Origin of the sequence: Streptomyces sp. NPDC006372 (assembly GCF_040612515.1) — a bacterium.
Lineage (GTDB): Bacteria > Actinomycetota > Actinomycetes > Streptomycetales > Streptomycetaceae > Streptomyces.
This window is the reverse complement of sequence record NZ_JBEXQJ010000013.1, coordinates 109129-125820: the sequence shown is the minus strand read 5'-3', so window position 1 is coordinate 125820 and position 16692 is coordinate 109129. Positions and strand designations below refer to the sequence as shown.

The 16692-nt window shown below is 72.4% G+C and carries 17 protein-coding genes; 4 read left to right on the top strand and 13 right to left on the bottom strand.

The window, feature by feature from the left end:
• Positions 1-65: 65 nt before the first annotated feature.
• The 4 genes from ABZ016_RS20960 to ABZ016_RS20945 form a co-directional block, all read right to left on the bottom strand.
• The gene (locus ABZ016_RS20960; RefSeq protein WP_356918140.1) at positions 66-524 is read right to left on the bottom strand and encodes an RICIN domain-containing protein; all 459 of its coding nucleotides are present in this window, start codon (positions 522-524) and stop codon (positions 66-68) included.
• Positions 525-649: 125 nt separating this feature from the next.
• A complete protein-coding gene (locus tag ABZ016_RS20955; RefSeq protein WP_356918139.1) occupies positions 650-1495 on the bottom strand; it encodes an LLM class F420-dependent oxidoreductase in 846 nt (281 codons plus the stop codon).
• 51 nt (positions 1496-1546) lie between these two features.
• Positions 1547-2053: a DedA family protein gene (locus tag ABZ016_RS20950; protein WP_356918138.1), complete on the bottom strand. Its 507-nt coding sequence runs from the start codon at positions 2051-2053 to the stop codon at positions 1547-1549.
• Positions 2050-2748 carry a methyltransferase domain-containing protein gene (locus ABZ016_RS20945; protein ID WP_356918137.1) on the bottom strand — a complete coding sequence of 233 codons (699 nt, stop codon included), beginning with the start codon at positions 2746-2748 and terminating at the stop codon, positions 2050-2052. The genes ABZ016_RS20950 and ABZ016_RS20945 overlap by 4 nt, the downstream gene beginning before the upstream one ends.
• A gap of 132 nt (positions 2749-2880) precedes the next feature.
• Here ABZ016_RS20945 and ABZ016_RS20940 point away from each other — a divergent pair, with 132 nt between their 5' ends.
• The 3 genes from ABZ016_RS20940 to ABZ016_RS20930 all read left to right on the top strand — a co-directional run bounded on the left by ABZ016_RS20940 (position 2881) and on the right by ABZ016_RS20930 (position 6307).
• On the top strand, positions 2881-4005 hold the full coding sequence (locus tag ABZ016_RS20940; protein WP_356918136.1) for a histidine kinase: 1125 nt from the start codon (positions 2881-2883) through the stop codon (positions 4003-4005).
• Positions 4002-4652: a response regulator transcription factor gene (locus ABZ016_RS20935; RefSeq protein ID WP_356918135.1), complete on the top strand. Its 651-nt coding sequence runs from the start codon at positions 4002-4004 to the stop codon at positions 4650-4652. Before ABZ016_RS20940 ends, ABZ016_RS20935 begins: the two co-directional genes overlap by 4 nt.
• Positions 4653-4792: 140 nt before the next feature.
• On the top strand, positions 4793-6307 hold the full coding sequence (locus ABZ016_RS20930; RefSeq protein WP_356918134.1) for a CehA/McbA family metallohydrolase: 1515 nt from the start codon (positions 4793-4795) through the stop codon (positions 6305-6307).
• A 10-nt stretch (positions 6308-6317) separates the two neighbouring features.
• Here ABZ016_RS20930 and ABZ016_RS20925 read toward each other — a convergent pair whose 3' ends face one another.
• Positions 6318-7154, bottom strand: coding sequence for an endonuclease/exonuclease/phosphatase family protein (locus ABZ016_RS20925; RefSeq protein WP_356918133.1), 837 nt, complete (start codon positions 7152-7154; stop codon positions 6318-6320).
• Between the two features lie 97 nt (positions 7155-7251).
• Between ABZ016_RS20925 and ABZ016_RS20920 the strand changes: the two genes are divergently transcribed.
• Positions 7252-7644, top strand: a complete 393-nt coding sequence (locus tag ABZ016_RS20920; RefSeq protein WP_356918132.1) for a nitroreductase/quinone reductase family protein — start codon at positions 7252-7254, stop codon at positions 7642-7644.
• A 6-nt stretch (positions 7645-7650) separates the two neighbouring features.
• Here ABZ016_RS20920 and ABZ016_RS20915 read toward each other — a convergent pair whose 3' ends face one another.
• The 8 genes from ABZ016_RS20915 to ABZ016_RS20880 form a co-directional block, all read right to left on the bottom strand.
• Positions 7651-9120 (bottom strand): aldehyde dehydrogenase family protein, encoded by a 1470-nt coding sequence (locus ABZ016_RS20915; RefSeq protein ID WP_356918131.1) that lies wholly within the window; start codon positions 9118-9120, stop codon positions 7651-7653.
• Positions 9117-10847: a D-aminoacylase gene (locus tag ABZ016_RS20910; protein ID WP_356918130.1), complete on the bottom strand. Its 1731-nt coding sequence runs from the start codon at positions 10845-10847 to the stop codon at positions 9117-9119. Before ABZ016_RS20910 ends, ABZ016_RS20915 begins: the two co-directional genes overlap by 4 nt.
• 89 nt (positions 10848-10936) lie before the next feature.
• A complete protein-coding gene (locus ABZ016_RS20905) occupies positions 10937-12055 on the bottom strand; it encodes an LLM class flavin-dependent oxidoreductase (RefSeq protein WP_356918129.1) in 1119 nt (372 codons plus the stop codon).
• Between the two features lie 115 nt (positions 12056-12170).
• Complete coding sequence (locus tag ABZ016_RS20900; protein ID WP_356918128.1) at positions 12171-12941, bottom strand: glucose 1-dehydrogenase; 771 nt, start codon at positions 12939-12941, stop codon at positions 12171-12173.
• A gap of 9 nt (positions 12942-12950) precedes the next feature.
• Positions 12951-13853, bottom strand: coding sequence for a TIGR03619 family F420-dependent LLM class oxidoreductase (locus ABZ016_RS20895; RefSeq protein ID WP_356918127.1), 903 nt, complete (start codon positions 13851-13853; stop codon positions 12951-12953).
• Positions 13854-13867: 14 nt separating this feature from the next.
• Entirely contained in the window at positions 13868-15106 is a 1239-nt protein-coding gene (locus ABZ016_RS20890) for an amidohydrolase family protein (protein WP_356918126.1), read from the bottom strand.
• 135 nt (positions 15107-15241) lie between these two features.
• Positions 15242-16171, bottom strand: coding sequence for a hypothetical protein (locus ABZ016_RS20885; RefSeq protein ID WP_356918125.1), 930 nt, complete (start codon positions 16169-16171; stop codon positions 15242-15244).
• A 169-nt stretch (positions 16172-16340) separates the two neighbouring features.
• Positions 16341-16517 carry a hypothetical protein gene (locus tag ABZ016_RS20880; RefSeq protein ID WP_356918124.1) on the bottom strand — a complete coding sequence of 59 codons (177 nt, stop codon included), beginning with the start codon at positions 16515-16517 and terminating at the stop codon, positions 16341-16343.
• Positions 16518-16692: the final 175 nt, after the last annotated feature.

Here is a 16692-nt window from a genome sequence, read left to right as displayed (position 1 = left end):
CGCGCACCGGTGCCCACCCACCCGCTTTTGTTGCCCGCAGCCTAATGATCGTTCGGGGCCCGCGGCTAGGCGGCCCAGACGAGCCAGCGCTGGGAAGGTCCGCCGGTGCACGACGCCGTGGAGACGCGGTCGTTCGTCCCGCGTGCAAGGCACTTGTGGTTCACGGTGTTCTGGATCAGCGCACCTCCGGGTGACGACGTGTCGACGGACCACAGAGCCGCCTCGTCGGCGGCGGCGCACGGCTTCATGGTCAGCTGCCCGCCCCGCAGCGTGAGGCACAGCTTCGTGGCCACCTGCCGGAGCGCGGTGACCCGGGCCTCGTCGTTCCAGTGCCACCTCTGGTAGTCGGTGCCGTTGCAGCCGAAGACGTACGGGCCGTAGTCGGCCCGGAAGTCCAGACACGCCCCTGCCGGTGCCTGGTTCTCGAAGGCGCTGGTCCTCGGTGCCGCGCTCGCCGGTGCACTGCTCAGGCCCAACGCGAGCCCGACGACCGCCCCCACGGCGGCGAGCCTGGTCAGAATCATGGGTCCCCCCTCTGTCGGCCGGTTCCACCCAGGTGCTACCCGGACGTGGCCTTGGCCAGACGGGACGACCGCACGTGTACACATGTTCCCCAAGCGGCGAACTCACCTGCCGGTAGAGGGAGTTTTCACAGATATCCCGCCAACCCGTCCAGCGCCTTCAGCACCTCCGCCTCCCCCGCCGTCGGCAGCTGCACCACGACCTCCTCGATGCCGAGCTCCCCGTAGTGGGCGAGCTTGCCCGGGGTCGGGTGGACGGCGTACGGGACGACCTGGAGGGCGTCCGGGTCGCGGCCGGCCTCCGCCCAGGTCGTCCGCAGCAGGGGCAGTGCCTCGGACAGGCCGCGTCCGCCGATGGGCAGCCAGCCGTCGGCGTACTCACCGATGTGGGCGAACAGCTTGGGCCCGGCCGCCCCGCCGACGAGTGTGCGCGGACCGACGACCGGCCCGCGCGCCTTCCGCACCGGCTTGGGGTACGCCTCACTGGCCCGGACGCCGCCGAACTCGCCCTCGTACGCGACCGGTTCGGCCGACCACAGGGCCCGCATCACCCCCATCCGGTCCCGGACCAGCTCGCGCCGGGTGCGCCAGCGCACGCCGTGGTCGGCGGCCTCCTCGACGTTCCAGCCGAAGCCGAGCCCGAGCGTGAACCTTCCGCCGGACAGGTGGTCCAGGGTCGCGACCTGCTTGGCCAGGACGATCGGGTCGTGCTGGGCGACGAGCGTGATGCCCGTGCCGAGCCCGAGCCGTTCGGTGACGGCGGCGGCCTGGCCGAGCGCCACGAACGGGTCGAGGGTCCGGCCGTACTCGCGCGGCAGCTCACCGCCCGCCGGGTACGGAGTGGTCCGCTCGACCGGGATGTGCGTGTGTTCGGGCAGGAACAGCCCGGCGAAACCGCGGTCCTCCAGCTCACGTGCGAGCCGGGTCGGAGTGATCGTCTCGTCGGTGAGGAAGATCGTCACGGCGATGCGCATGGAGTATCCCTACCCGGGGGACTTCCAGGTGTCCATACCGGCCGGTCGTGTTCATCCGGCTGCCGCGAGCGCCGCGTAGCCGGTTCCGGACTCGGCGACGGCCCACAGGGCGGCGGCCAGGGAGCTGTAGGGCGCGACGCGGTGGTAGGGCAGGCGGGTGGCGCCCGCGAGGTGCGGGGTGAGGGTGCGCAGCACCGGGACGAAACGGGCCACGAAGACGGCTCGGCCGCCGTGGCGGTCCATCAGGGTGTCCGCTCGCCGCCAGGTCGCGGCCGGGACGCGGCTGCCGAACCCGCCCGTGCGCAGACGGTCGCCGAGCAGGGCTCCGGTGCGGTGGGCGAGGAAGTCACCCACCGTCGCCGCGCCCGCGGCCGAGACGACGACGAGCGGCAGGCTCACCTGCCCGGTGCGGGCCAGGGCGCCCGCCGCGAGCAGCAGGCCGAGGCTGGGGACGAAGGCTCCGACCAGCAGGACGGACTCGGCCAGGACCGCCGCCGCCAGCACCCCGTACACGGCGGTCGCCGGGAGGCCGCCGAGGAGGTCGGACGGGACGGTCACCGGCCGGTTCCGGCGGCGCTGTGGAGCGCCCCCGGCCCCTGACGCACATCGCCGCCCGGCCGCCGCAACTGCCAGACCCGGGCCGGAGGCAGATTCCCCCACACCGACCAGCGGCCGGTCGCGTACCGGCGCTGGTAGGCGGCCATGACCTCCTCGACCGCCCGGTGCCTGCGGACCTGCGCGCGAGACGCCACCAGGGTGCGGGCGTGCCGGGTGCCCAGGTAGGCGAAGTAGGTCAAGGTGCCGCCGGGGTGCAGCAGCTCCAGGTAACGGGCCATGATCGCGCCGACCTGGTCCGGGGCGAAGTTGGTCAGCGGCAGACCGGAGACGATCACGTCGTAGCGCTCGTCACCGGGCAGGTCCTCGACGTACGAGCGGTGCACCCGGACCCGACCGGGTGTCCCGGCCAGGAGGGGGTGCCTGTCGACGAGTCCGCTCAGCCGGGCGGCGAAGCGGGGGTTGGCCTCGACCACGTCCAGGCGGCTGCCCGGCGAGAGGTGGGGTATCAGGGCCCGGGTGACCGCTCCGGTTCCGGCACCCGCCTCCAGGACGGTCAGCGGCCGTGGCGCCAGGGCGCGTACGGGGTCGGTCAGCGCCCGGGACAGGGCCCTCCCACTGGGGGCGACGGCGCCGGTGGAACGCGGATCACGGACCGCCTCGGTGAGAAACGTCCAGTCCATGGTTCGGAAATCCATGGTTTCGACGCTAGGAACGGGCCGACGCCCGAAAATCCCTCGTTGTGCGACGGACCACCCCTACGAAAGTAGGGGGCGAAGGGAGACCTGGGTCGGACGCCGGGCATGCCCCGCCCACCTAACATCCGAGGGGTGATACGCACGTACGGGCGCTGGTGCCTCGTCGTCCTGCTGACCGCCCTCGCCGTGCTGAACAGCGCCTCCACCGCCCAAGGCCGCTATCTCTCACCGGCCACCGTCGCGGCGGTGCTGTGCGGCGCGGCCCTGCTGGTGCGCCGGGTGCCCTGGTACGCCTCGGCCGGGCTCGCCACCGCGGTGACCGGACTGTGGGGATGGCCGCTGCTGCCGCTGCTGCTCGTCGCGCTGTTCGACCTTGCGGCGCACCGGCGGGTCCGGTGGGCGGTGGGCTGCGCCGCGGTCGCGCTGGGTGCCAACCTGCTCATCCCGCCGGCGGTCTCGGTGTGGACCCCGCGCCAGTACGGCTCCACCCTGTTCGTGCTGCTGGCCCTGGTGAGCGGGCTGTGGGCGGGCAACCGCCGTCGGCTGCTGAAGGCACTGGGCGACCAGGTCGAGCACCTGCGCGTCGAACGGGAGCTGCGCGAGGAGGCCGCCCGGGCCGCCGAACGGTCCCGGATCGCCGCGGAGATGCACGACGTACTGGCGCACCGCCTGAGCCTGATCGCCCTGCACACGGGCGTCCTCGCGACCCGGAAGGAGCAGTTGCCCGCGCCGGTCGTGGAACGCCTGGCCCTGCTGCGCACCACCTCCACCGAGGCCCTGGCCGACCTCCGCGACGTCCTCGGCGCCCTGCGCGACCCCGGTTCCGAGTCCGCCGAATCCGCTCCCGGCCCCGTCCTGCGCGACGTGGACGAGCTGGTCGAGCAGGCGCGGGCGGCGGGGCAGCAGGCCGGGCTGCGGGTCGACGGCCGGGCCGAACAGGCTCCCGCCGCGCACCGGCTGGCCGTCTACCGTCTCGTCCAGGAGGCACTGACGAACGCCCGCAAGCACGCCGGGGGCGCCCCGGTGCGCATCCACCTCTCCTACGGGCCGCCCGCCACCACCGTGGAGATCACCAACGCGCCCGGCAGCCCGTCCGCACACGCGGTCACCTCCGGCTTCGGACTGGTCGGCCTGCGGGAACGCGTCACCGCCCTCGGCGGCCATCTGCACGCCGGGCCCGGCGGGGCCGGCAGCTGGCGGCTCGCCGCCCGCATCCCCCACCCCACCCCTCTCGAACAGAACGGCACCACCCCGTGATCCGCGCCCTGATCGCCGACGACGACGCCCTGGTCCGCCTGGGCCTGACCGACCTCCTCGACGACGACCCGGGCATCGAGGTCGTCGCCCAGGCGTCCGACGGACTGCACGCCGTCGAACTGGCCACCGCGCACCGCGTCGACGTCGCCCTCGTCGACGTCCGCATGCCCCGCATGGACGGCATCACGGCCACGGCCCGGCTGCGCGCCCTGCCCCACCCCCCGAGGGTGATCACGCTGACCACCTTCGATCTCGACGAGTACGTCTACGACGCCCTCGCGGCCGGGGCCGACGGGTTCCTGCTGAAGGACACGGACCCGGGCGAGATCCTGCGCGCCGTCCATCTGGTCGCCGCCGGCTCGGCGATGCTCCACCCCAGCGCCGCCCGCCGCCTCATCGACCGCTACCACCGCTCGGGCGGACCGCGGGCGACCACCGCCCGGGCCCGGCTCCTCCGGCTCACCCCCCGGGAACGCGATGTGCTGGCCCTGCTCGCCCAGGGCGAGACCAACGCCGACATCGCCGGCCGCCTCGGCATGCGCGAGAGCACCGTCAAGGCGCACGTCAGCCGCATCCTCACCGCGTTGGAGGTCACCAACCGGGTGCAGGCGGCCCTGGTGGCCCGGGACGCGGGTCTCACCCCCTGACCCCGCGCGGCCTGTTTCCCTGCCGCCCGCCGTCCAATTCCCTTCCCTTGCCCGCAGGTTCACGACTGAATACAACGGTTGCACGCACCACCCCCGCACCACCCATGCCACGTCACCGACGACACATCGGGAGCAACTGCATGTGCGAGGACAACCACGGCGGGCTCGGCCGGCGTGCCCTGTTCGTGACCGGAGCGGCCGCCGCGCTTACGTTGGGAAGCGTGAGCTTCGCTTCAGCGGCAGAGGGCAGCCGGGAGAGCAGAACGGTGCGCGGCACGCTGCCGCCCGGCTCCCCCGACTTCGTGTACGTGCCCGTCGAGGTCCCGGCCGGGGTCCGGGAGATCAAGGTCGCCTACACCTACGACCGGCCGTCCGTCCCGGCCGGCACCACGGGCAACGCCCTCGACATCGGCATCTTCGACGACCGCGGCACCGACCTCGGCGGCCGGGGCTTCCGGGGCTGGTCGGGCGGGGCGCGCACCGAGTTCTTCGTCCGCGCGGACGACGCCACGCCCGGCTACCTCCCGGGCCCGGTCCGCGCGGGCACCTGGCACATCGCGCTCGGCCCGTACACGGTCGCCCCGCAGGGGCTGGCGTACGAGATCACGATCACGCTGACGTACGGGGAACCGGGCGAGTCCGCCCGGCCGGTGTATCCGCCGGAGCGGGCCAAGGGCCGCGGGCGGGCCTGGTACCGGGGCGACTGCCACCTGCACTCCTGGCACTCCGACGGCCGCCGCACCCCCGCCGAGATCGGCGCCCTGGCGCGGGCGGCGGGCCTGGACTTCATCAACTCCTCCGAGCACAACACGCACTCGGCGCACGCCCACTGGGCGGATGTGGCCGGGGACGACCTGCTGGTCATGCTGGGCGAGGAGATCACCACCCGCAACGGTCACGTCGTCGCGCTCGGCACCGACCCGGGCACCTTCGTCGACTGGCGCTACCGGGCCCGCGACAACCGCTTCGGCCGCTTCGCCCGCCAGATCCACCGCGCCGGCGGCCTGGTCGTACCGGCCCACCCGCACGCCACCTGCGTCGGCTGCAACTGGAAGTTCGGCTTCGGCGAGGCGGACGCCGTCGAGGTGTGGAACGGCCCCTACACGCCCGACGACGAGGTCGCCCTCGCCGACTGGGACAGCATGCTGGTGGCGTCCGTACGGGACGGCCGCGGCTGGCTCCCGGCGATGGGCAGCAGCGACGCCCACCGCGACCCGGACGCCGTCGGCAGCCCCCAGACCGTCGTCCTGGCCGACGACCTGACCCGGGAGGCCATCCAGGAAGGCATCAAGGCCGGACGCTCCTACGTCGCCGAGTCCGCCCGGGTCGAGCTGTCGTTCCAGGCGTCCGGCGGGCGCGGCGACCACGCGGGCATCGGCGGCCGGCTGCGGGTCGACCGCGACACGCCGGTCACCGTCCGCCTGGAGGTCAAGGGCGCCCCGCGCTGCACGGTCCGGTTCGTCACCGACCAGGGCGTGCTCCACACCAGCGACCCACTGCCGGTGTCCGGCTCGGGCGTCGTCGAGTGGCGGACGACACCGTCGTACGCGGCGTACGTGCGGGCCGAGTTGCGGCACGAGGCGGCGGCGGGGCCGCTGCCCGGCGCGCCGGCGGCGGTCACGAACCCGATCTTCCTGGGGCGCGTGGCCGACTGACCCGCGGAGGTCAGGCCCCCTCCTGGTCCGCCTGGTCCGCCAGGTCCGCCACGACCGCCGCGTGGTCGGAGGGCCAGACCCCGTCCACCGGGCCGGCGCAGGCCCGCCGTACGTCCCGGACGTGGCCGAGTCCGCCGGGGCCGGGCGGGCCCACGTGGACGTAGTCGATGCGGGCGCTCGGCTCGTGGGTCGCCGCAACGTACGGGTTGGCGGTGTCCCAGGTGGCGGCGGGGGCGTCCGGGCCGGCGTACTCCCAGGCGTCGAGCAGGACCTGGCCGGGCACGGCCGGCGCGGTCCTGCAGCCACCGAGGAGGCGTACCTCGTCGGAGTCGGGCGGGGCGTTGAGATCGCCGGTGACGACGGGCGGGAAGGGGGTGTCGCCGCGGTGCCGGGCGACGAACCCGGCGAGCGCGGCTGCTTGCCCGCAGCGGACCGCCGAGCCGTGCGGGGCGGAGGTGAAGTGGGCCGTGAAGAAGGGGACGTCGTGGCCGGGGGCCGCCAGACGGGCGTAGAGGGCGAGCCGGCCGTCGTCGGTCTCCGCCGGGGCGGGCAGCGGCAGCACGTCCCGGTCCACGACCGGCCACCTGCTGAGCACGGCGTTGCCGATGTCGACGGTGGCGTCCCCGATCCGCCGCCGCCAGCGTTCCGGAGCGGGCGAGGGGGCCCAGGCGCAGTGCAGGCCGAGCTCTCCTGCCAGCCACTCGGCGAGGTTCTCACCGTCCGCGGCCCACACCTCCTGGAGGCCGACGACATCGGGCCGCAGCTCTCTCAGGGCCGTGAGGATGGCCTTCTGCCGCGTCTGCCACGGCCCGAAGCGCCACCACAGGTTCCAGGTCACGATCCGCATCCGCAGCCACCTGCCTTCGTCCCGCGCGTCAGGGATCATTGAAGCAGGAGCCGTTGCAGAAACCGTGAGAGCTTCGTGCCGAAGGAGACCGCCGACGATGTCCCGCCTCACCGACCTGCGGTTCCGCGCCGCCACGTCCTTCCAGCGCCGCATCAACCCGGTCCTGCGCCGCCTGCCCCTCCAGACGGTCCTGGAGACCAGGGGCCGCGTCTCCGGGCTGCCCCGCCGGACACCGGTGGGGGGCCGCCGCGTCGGCGATGCCTTCTGGCTGGTGTCGGAGTTCGGCGAGCGGTCGCAGTACGTGCGCAACATCAAGGCCGATCCGCGGGTGCGGGTGCGGGTCCGCGGGCGGTGGCACACGGGCACGGCCCATCTCGTGCCGGACGACGACCCCGTGGCCCGGCTGCGGCAGCTGCCCAGGCTCAACGGGCTGGGGGTGCGGGCGTTCGGCACGAACCTGCTGACGGTGCGGGTGGACCTGGACACCTGAGAGGCGTCAGCCCGGCCACACGATCGCCTGTACCTCGCTGTAGGCGTGCAGCGCGTACGAGCCGACGTCCCTGCCGACGCCGCTCTGCTTGAAGCCGCCGAAGGGCGCCTCCATGTTGCGGCCCACGGTGTTCACGCCCACCCCGCCGGCCCGCAGCCGCCGCGCCACCCGGAAGGCCCGGGCGACGTCGCCCGACCAGACGTAGTCGATGAGCCCGTAGTCGGTGTCGTTGGCGAGGGCGACGCCCTCCTCCTCGTCCTCGAAGGGGATGACGGCCACCACCGGCCCGAAGATCTCCTCCCGGGCCACGCGCAGGTCGTTCGCGCAGTCGGCGAGGAGCGTCGGGGCGACGTAGAAGCCGCTCGGCAGGTCCGGGCGTTCGCCGCCCGTCACCACCACCGCCCCTTCCCTCCGGCCCAGTTCGACGTACGACTCCACCCGGTCCCGGTGCGCCGCCGAGATCACCGGCCCGACCACCGTGCCCGGCTCCCGCGGATCCCCGATCTTCAACCGCCCCGCGTAGGCGGCCAGTTGCTCCACCAGCCGGCCGTAGATCCCCCGCTGCGCCAGCACCCGGGTCGGGGCCGTGCAGATCTGTCCGCTGTAGAAGGAGAAGGTGGTCCCGATCCCGGCCACGGCCGAGCCGACGTCCGCGTCGTCGAAGACGACCGCCGCGCCCTTCCCGCCCAGCTCCATCAACTGCCGTTTCATGCCCCGACCGCACACCTCGGCGATGCGCTGCCCGACCGCCGTGGAGCCGGTGAAGCTGACCATGTCGACGTCCGGCGAGTCCACGGCCGCCTCGCCGACCCCTGGGGACCGGCCGGACACCACGTTCACCACACCCCGTGGCACACCCGCCGCCTCCAGCGCCTCCGCCATGCGGTAGACCGACAGCGGGTCCTGCGGCGCGGGTTTCACCACGACCGTGTTGCCCATGGCCAGAGCGGGGGCGATCTTGCCGGCCGGGTTGGCCCAGGGGTTGTTGTACGAGGTGATGCAGGTGACGACCCCGACGGGCTGACGGACGGCCAGCGCGCCCATGACACCTGCCTTCCCCATTGTCCCGGCCTCGTTGATCTGCGGCGGGATCGCCCACTCGGCGGGTTCCACGCGTGCGTAGCGCCGGAAGCGGGCGGCGGCGACGCCGACCTGCATGCCGCGCGCGGTGCCGGTGGTCGCGCCGGTCTCGGCCTGGGCGAGTTCCGCGTACTCCTTCAACCGGCCGGCGATGAGCCCTGCCGCCCGCCCGAGCACCGCGGCCCGCTCCTCCGGCGGCGTTCGCGACCACGGCCCGAACGCCTCGCGGGCCGCGGCACAGGCAGCGTGCACCTGGTCCCGCGAGGCCTCCGGCGCCCACCCGACGGTCTCCTCGGTCGCCGGGTCGAGCACCGCGTAGTGCCCGCCGTCGGGCTCCACCCAGGAACCGCCGACGAACAACGCCTGCCGTGCCGTCGCCTGGTCCACCTGGTTCACCTGGTGCTCACCGTCTCCGTGTCCCGCCCCGAGCGCAGCACCCGGCCCGGCACCGCCCCGGTCACCACGTCGTCCCGGATCGCCTCGACCCCGTTGACCCACACGGCCCGCACTCCCAGCGCCTTGGAGTCCAGCCGCGGACTGTCACCCGGCAGGTCGTGCACCAGGGTGGCCGGGCCCGCGTCGATCCGCTCCGGGTCGAACAGGACGAGATCAGCGTGCCAGCCCTCCCGGACCTGCCCCCGCTCCCGCAGGCCGAAGAGCCGGGCCGGGTCGTCGGTCAGCATCTTCACGGCCCGCTCCAGACCGGCCAGCTTCCGTCCCCGCAGACAGTCCCCGAGGAACCGGGTCGTGTACGGCGCCCCGCACATCCGGTCCAGATGCGCCCCCGCGTCGGACCCGCCGAGCAGCACGTCCTCGTGCTGCCAGGTCTCCGCCCGCAGCGCCCAGGACGCCGGGTCGTTGTCGGTGGGCATCGGCCACAGCACGGTCCGCAGCCCGTCCTCGGCACAGATCTCCACCAGGCATGCGAACGGCTCCTGGCCGCGTTCCTCGGCGATGTCCTCGACCACCCGGCCGGTCAGCCCGGCGTTCGCTTCGCTGTAGGTGTCCCCGATGACGTACCGCCCGAAGTTCGACAGCCGCCGGAAGACGCCCGCCTCCTTGGACCGGGCCCGCCGCAGCAGTTCGGCCCGGACGTCCGGATCCCGCAGCTTCTCGATCCGCTCGGGCACGGGCAGCCCGAGAACCGGCCCCCACCCGGGGATCAGATTCAGGGCGCAGAAGGTGCCGAGCGACATGTTCATCGGCGTGAGGATCGGCATGGTCAGCGCCACGACCCGCCCGCCCGCCTTCCGCGCCTGCTCGCTCGCGAGGAGCTGCCGGGGAACCCGCTCGGGCACCGCCGCGTCGATGGTCAGCACGTTCCAGTTCAGCGGCCGCCCCGCCACCGCGCTCATCTCCACGAACAGATCGATCTCGGCGTCACTGAACTGGTCGAGACAGCCCGCGACGATCGCCTCGATCTGGGTGCCCTCGTGCTCTCCGACGGCCCGGGACAGTGCCAGGAGTTCGGCCGGCCCCGCGTGCCGGGAGGCGACCGGCTGCCCGTCGCCGTCGGAGTGGCTGGTCGACTGGGTGGTGGAGAACCCCCACGCACCGGCGTCCATGGCCTCGTGCAACAGCCCAACCATCGAGGCGAGTTGCTCCCCAGTCGGCTGCCCGCCCACCGCCTCCGGCCCCATCACGTACCGCCGCAGCGCACAGTGCCCCACCATGAACCCGGCGTTGACCGCGATCCGCCCCTCCAGAGCGTCGAGATACTCCCCGAACCCGTGCCAGCTCCAGGGCGCCCCCTCCTCCAACGCCACCAGCGACATGCCCTCGACCTTGGACATCATCCGCCGCGTGTAGTCGGCGTCCCCGGGCCGCTCCGGGTTCAGCGGCGCGAGCGTGAACCCACAGTTCCCACCGGCGACGGTGGTGACCCCGTGGTTGAGGGAGGGAGTGGCATACGGATCCCAGAAGAGCTGGGCGTCGTAGTGGGTGTGGGGGTCGACGAAGCCCGGGGTGAGGACGAGGCCGGTGGCGTCCTCGACCGACAGTGCCTCCTCGGTGACCGTCCCTACGACGGAGATACGGCCGTCCTTGATGCCGACGTCGGCGGTGAAGCCGGGTGCACCGGTCCCGTCCACGACGGTCGCGCCCTTGATGACGTGATCGAGCATGAGCACTCAACTCCTCGAGCTGCATGTCCCTAAGGGGCGCGGGGAACTGCGCGACCAGCCACAAACCACCCGCACCCGCCGACGAACGCTCAGACCCCCTGACGGAACCGCGAAGTCCGATGCACAGGATCCGTATCGATCTTCGGAATCACGTACTCCCCGACCAACCGAATCGTCTGCAACGTCTCCTCCTTCGGCACCCCCACCGGCAACCCGAAACTCAACTGATCCGCCCCGGCCCGCTCCCACCGCTCACACTGCCGCAGCACCTCGTCCGGATCCCCGCAGATCAGCAACTCCTCCTCGATCAGCACCTCCACGAACTCCTCGGTGTACTCCGGCAACGTCTCCGGCCACACCGGAAACCCCTCGGGCCGGGGGAACGTGTCGTGGTACCGGAACACCAGCGACGGCAGATAGTGCAGCCCCCCGCTCGCCGCGATCCGCACCGCCTCCGCGTGCGTCGGCGCGCAGATCGCCGTGGTCGTCACCATCACGTTGTCGTTGACGAAGTCCCCCACCGGCTCGGCGTCCACGATCGCCGTCTTGTACTGCTCCAGCACCCACTCCATGTCGGAGACCTTCTGCACGCTGAAGCCGAGCACGCCGAGCCCCTTCTTCGCGGCCATGGCGTACGACGGCGGCGACCCGGCCGCGTACCACATGGCCGGGTGGGACTTCCCGTACGGCTTCGGCAGGACCTTCCTCGGCGGCAGCGACCAGTGCTTGCCCTGGAAGCCGGCGTACTCGTCCTGCAGCCACATCTTGGGGAACTCGGCGATGGTCTCTTCCCAGAGTTCCTTGGTGTGGTTCATGTCGGTGATCCCCGGCAGGAAGCCGAGGATCTCGTGCGACCCGGCGCCCCGCCCGCTGCCGAACTCGAACCGCCCCTCGCTGAGGTGATCGAGCATGGCGACCTTCTCGGCGACCTTCACCGGGTGGTTGACCGGCGCCAGCGGGTTGAAGATCCCCGAGCCCAGGTGGATCCGCTCGGTGGCGTGGGCCAGGTAGCCGAGGAAGACGTCGTTGGCGGAGAGGTGCGAGTACTCCTCCAGGAAGTGGTGCTCGGAGGCCCAGGCGTACTTGAAGCCCGACTTGTCCGCCTGGATGACGTACTCGGTCTCCTCCATCAGCGCCTTGTGCTCGGCGAGCGGGTCGGTCTCGGCCCGTTTGCCCACGTATCCCTGTACGAAGACCCCGAATTCCAAGGAGGTTCACCGCCCCACGGTCATATCTGACGGATCGTCAGATCAGTGCATCCGACTGTTCCACCGGCCCCCATGAGCGTCAATAGCTGATGCCCCGTCAGGTACGTCATCCGAGTCAGATGACGCTCACCCCGGCCAGCCACCCCCCGTCGATCACGAACGGCTGCCCCGTGATGTACGACGAGTCGTCCGAGGTCAGGAACAGGGCGAGCCGTGCCACCTCCTCCGGCCGCCCGACCCGCCCCAGCGGCACGAGCTTGCGGTACAGCCGGTCGAGCCCCTTCGTCGTCGCCTCCGGGTCGGCTTCGGGGTCCAGCCGGGCCGGATTGGACATCGCCGTGTCGATGGCGCCCGGGCAGACGGCGTTGACGCGGATCCCCCGTCCGGCCAGCTCCAGGGCGGCGACGCGGGTCAGGCCGACCACGGCGTGCTTGCTGGCCGCGTACGCACCCACCGCCGCCATCCCGGTCAGACCGGTGTAGGAGGCGGTGTTGACGATCGTGCCCCCGTCGGCCATCTCGGGGGCGACCGCCTTGATGCCGAGGAAGCAGCCCACCTGGTTGACCCGCACGACCTGCATGAACTCGTCGAGGGGTGTGTCGAGGAGGGTGTTGAAGCGCAGGATGCCGGCGTTGTTGACGAGCCCGTCGAGGTGCCCGTAGGCCTCCTTCGCCGCCGCGACAGCGGCCTGCCAGTCGTCCTCCCGGCCGACGTCGAGATGGACGTACTTCGCACCGATCTCCTTCGCGAGGGCCTCGCCCTGGTCGTCGAGGACGTCCGCGACGACCACCCGGGCCCCCTCGGCCGTGAACAGCCGGGCCTCCTGCTCGCCCTGGCCGCGCGCGGCGCCGGTGACGATGACGACCCGTCCGTCGAGCTTGCCCATGGGGCCTCCTCACAGGTGGGGAGCGACCTCGGCGCCGAACGCCGCCATCTGGTCGGTCAGTTCGGTGCGGCTCCGGCTGCGGAACCGCACCTGGATCTGGTGCACGCCCATGGCGCGGTAGGCCCGCAGCGACTCGGCGAGCTCCTGGGGGCCGCCGGTGAGGGTCCTGCGGCCCACGTCCCAGCGGGGCGAGCCGACGTACAGCGGCTCGGTGATGGCGCCCACGGTGAAACCCCCGTGCACGCCCTCCCGTTCACGTATCCCGGCGATCCGCGCGATCTGCGCGGGCAGCCGGTCCCGCGGGTCCCCCTGCGGCAGCCATCCGTCGCCCTTGAGCGCGGCCCGTCGTACGGCGGCCGGCGAGGAGCCCCCGACCCACAGAGGGACCCGCTCCTGAACCGGCCGGGGCCGCTGCCCGAGCCCCTCGAAGTCGTACAGCTTGCCGTGGTGCTGGGGGAACTCGTCGGGGCCGAGGGCGGCGCGCAGGGCGTCGAGGCACTCGTCGAGGACGGCCCCGCGCTGCCGGAAGTCCACGCCCAGGGCCTCGAACTCCTCCCGCACGTGCCCGGCGCCCACCCCGAGGATCAGCCGTCCGCCGCTGAGCCGGTCGAGGGTGGCGTACTGCTTGGCGGTGAGCAGCGGGTGCCGCAGCCCGACGATCGCCACGTGGCTGAGCAGCCGGACCCGAACGGTGGCCGCCGCGAGGAAGGCGAGGGTGGCGACGGGGTCGTACCAGACCGTGCTCATCGCGGCGGCCAGGCGGCGCGGGATGCCGACGTGGTCGCAGCTCGCGAGGTAGGCGAAGCCGGAGTGGTCGGCGACGCGGGCGATCTCCAGCAGGTCGGCGGGCCCGGCCTCGGCCTCCCATCCTTCGGCGTAGAGGGTGCTCTGCGACTGCACGGGAAGCTGCATCCCGTACCGCAGGCTCACCGGGTGCCGCCCGGCCACAGCCCCTCGTCGGTCAGTCCGAGCAGCTCGATGGCGTTCCGCCGCACGATCCGCTCCACCACCCCCGCCTCCAGGTGCCCCATCTGCGCCTCGCCGACCTCGCGGGACTTGGGCCAGGTGGAGTCGGAGTGGGGGTAGTCGGTCTCGTAGAGGACGTTGCGCAGGCCGATCGCGTCGAGGTTGCGCAGTCCGAAGGCGTCGTCGAAGAAGCAGCCGTAGACGTGCTCGGCGAACAGCTCGGACGGCGGCCGGTGCACCTTGTCGGCGACACCGCCCCACGCCCGGTTCTCCTCCCACACCACGTCGGCACGCTCCAGGATGTAGGGGATCCAGCCGATCTGCCCCTCGGCGTACATCACCTTGAGGTTCGGGAACTGCTCGAACTTGCCGCTCATCAGCCAGTCGACCATCGAGAAGCAGCAGTTGGCGAAGGTGATGGTGGAGCCGACGGCGGGCGGGGCGTCGGCGGAGGTGGAGGGCATACGGCTGCTGCTGCCGATGTGCATGGCGATGACCGTGCCGGTCTCGTCGCACGCCTGGAGGAAGGGGTCCCAGCCGTCGCCGTGGATGGAGGGCAGCCCGAGGTACGGCGGTATCTCGGAGAACGCGACGGCACGGACCCCGCGCGCGGCGTTCCGCCGGACCTCCTCAGCCGCCAGCTCGGCGTCCCAGAGCGGGATGAGGGTCAGGGGAATGAGCCGGCCCCGCGCGTCGGGCCCGCACCACTCCTCCACCATCCAGTCGTTGTAGGCGCGGACGCACAGCAGCCCCAGTTCGTGGTCCTTCGCCTCGGTGAAGGTCTGGCCGCAGAAACGCGGGAAGGTCGGGAAGCACACGGCCGACTGGACGTGGTTGACGTCCATGTCGGCGAGCCGGGCGGGGACGTCGTAGGAGCCCGGCCGCATCTGCTCGTACGTGATGACCTCGAGCTTGATCTCGTCCCTGCTGTACCCCACGGCCGTGTCGAGCCGGGTCAGGGGCCGGCGCAGTTCCTCGTAGACCCACCAGTCACCGACGGGTCCGTCGTCACCGGGTTCGCCCATCACGGGCCGGAACCGCCCACCGAGGAACGTCATCTCCTTCACGGGCGCCCGGACGATCCGCGGCCCGACGCCCCGGTACTTCTCGGGAAGCCGGTCCTGCCAGACGCTCGCGGGCTCCACGGTGTGGTCGTCCACGGAGATGATCAGCGGAAACGTGCTGTCGTGGCTGTCCATGAAGCTCACGGTAGCGCCGATCTGACGGGGCGTCAGCTAGGTGGACGGGGACCGACTGGAGCATTCGGGCGCCGGCCACCTCCACTCACCTGCTCGTACCGGCGGCCTTCTGGCCCATTTGCTCCAACGCCCCCCTCACCGCCCCAGGGCGACAAGGGCCGCCCAAATCTCCGAGATCATCCGCTCGGACTCCAGAAACACGTCCTGGGCGGTGAAACGCAGCAGACTGCGCACCTCGGGGCACTGAAGGACCTGATTGAAGCGGGAGACGTCCCTCCGGTGCGCCTCACGGGTGCCGTGATAGGCGTAACCCTCGATCTCGACCGCCAGCCCTTCACGCCGGAAGAGGAAGTCGAGGACGGCCCGGCGACCGAGCGGGGTGAAGAGTTCGACCTGGCTCTCGGGCCGGAGACCGGCGTCGGCCATCCGCAGGCGAGCCACGGTCTCGGCCGGTGACCCGGCCCGGGGGTCGCACAACCCGAGCCATCGACGGGCCCGCGCCGACCCCTGCGAAGGGGGCGCGAGGGCCGCCGCCACCGCATCGAGCCCCGCGAGCGGCGCCCGGCGCACCCGGTCGACCCGACGGTAGGTCACCGCCGACTCCAGGGCGACCAGCGCGTCGTCCCTCGGCAGGGAACGGACCAGGTCGGTGAGGGTCCGTACCGGGCTGGTGACCCGGAGGCCGTACCGCGACGCGATGTCCCCGGGGCCGAGGAACATCCGGCGTACGCGGACACCCTTGGCCTTGCCGCGGAAACCGAGGGCAGGATCGATGAACTCCAAGGGCGCCTCACCCGTCGCCGCGAGAGTCTCGATCCGCCACAGGGCGGCCGCGGAACGGTGACTCACCACGAGCCGGGGGGTGAGGAGCTGGACGGCCCGGAGCCGGGCAGGAAGATCCACGGCCCGCCCCGGCTCCAGCCAAGCCCCGGCATGAAGCCGGCCCCAGCCCTCCGCCCGGAGTGCACGGGTGAGGCTCCGCGCGGGCCAGCCGGCCCGTAGAGCACGGCAGGTGAGCAGCACACCGCCCTGCGCCAGCTCCCGCAGCGCCGTTCGTTCTTCCATGCCGCCAAGATCGCAGGAAACACGGCAGGTGTCGGCGGCCTGTGGACAACGCGGCTGTGGACAACTCCCGGGAGGTCCGGACACACATCGGCCGCGACGGCTCCCCCTCCGCGCCGCCGCGGCCGAACCCCGTGTGAGGTGGCTTGTTCCCCCGTGTCTTGCCCGTGTCCTACTTCGTCGGCTTGAACGGCTCCGACGTGGCGTGCAGGTCCTTGGTCTCGAGCGGCTCGTCGGTGGCGTGCAGGTCCTGCTTCTTGACCGCGCCCTCGTCCGTGGCGTGCAGGTCCTCGGTGCCCAGCGGCTCGTCGGTCGCGTGCAGGTCCTGCGGCTTGAGCTCGTCGCCCATGATCGTCAACTCCCCTTGGCAAGGATCAGGCAGTGAGGTCGGTGGGCCCGTCCGGTCACTCCCCCGAGTCCGACCGGACGGGCCCACCTGGGCCGCTCACCCTAGTTCTCAGGTGCGGGGCCCTGTGCAGTGACCCGTCTGCCCCCCGACGCGACGGATCGACTACGTCCATCAT

Excerpts from the sequence above, each read along its gene's own strand:
- ABZ016_RS20920 (WP_356918132.1), top strand. The coding sequence starts at position 7,252 with ATGTCCCGCCTCACCGACCTGCGGTTCCGCGCCGCCACGTCCTTCCAG.
- ABZ016_RS20960 (WP_356918140.1), bottom strand. The coding sequence starts at position 524 with ATGATTCTGACCAGGCTCGCCGCCGTGGGGGCGGTCGTCGGGCTCGCG.
- ABZ016_RS20890 (WP_356918126.1), bottom strand. The coding sequence starts at position 15,106 with ATGGACAGCCACGACAGCACGTTTCCGCTGATCATCTCCGTGGACGAC.
- ABZ016_RS20930 (WP_356918134.1), top strand. The coding sequence starts at position 4,793 with ATGTGCGAGGACAACCACGGCGGGCTCGGCCGGCGTGCCCTGTTCGTG.
- ABZ016_RS20945 (WP_356918137.1), bottom strand. The coding sequence starts at position 2,748 with ATGGATTTCCGAACCATGGACTGGACGTTTCTCACCGAGGCGGTCCGT.
- ABZ016_RS20885 (WP_356918125.1), bottom strand. The coding sequence starts at position 16,171 with ATGGAAGAACGAACGGCGCTGCGGGAGCTGGCGCAGGGCGGTGTGCTG.
- ABZ016_RS20910 (WP_356918130.1), bottom strand. The coding sequence starts at position 10,847 with ATGCTCGATCACGTCATCAAGGGCGCGACCGTCGTGGACGGGACCGGT.
- ABZ016_RS20900 (WP_356918128.1), bottom strand. The coding sequence starts at position 12,941 with ATGGGCAAGCTCGACGGACGGGTCGTCATCGTCACCGGCGCCGCGCGC.
- ABZ016_RS20895 (WP_356918127.1), bottom strand. The coding sequence starts at position 13,853 with ATGCAGCTTCCCGTGCAGTCGCAGAGCACCCTCTACGCCGAAGGATGG.
- ABZ016_RS20925 (WP_356918133.1), bottom strand. The coding sequence starts at position 7,154 with ATGCGGATCGTGACCTGGAACCTGTGGTGGCGCTTCGGGCCGTGGCAG.
- ABZ016_RS20955 (WP_356918139.1), bottom strand. The coding sequence starts at position 1,495 with ATGCGCATCGCCGTGACGATCTTCCTCACCGACGAGACGATCACTCCG.
- ABZ016_RS20880 (WP_356918124.1), bottom strand. The coding sequence starts at position 16,517 with ATGGGCGACGAGCTCAAGCCGCAGGACCTGCACGCGACCGACGAGCCG.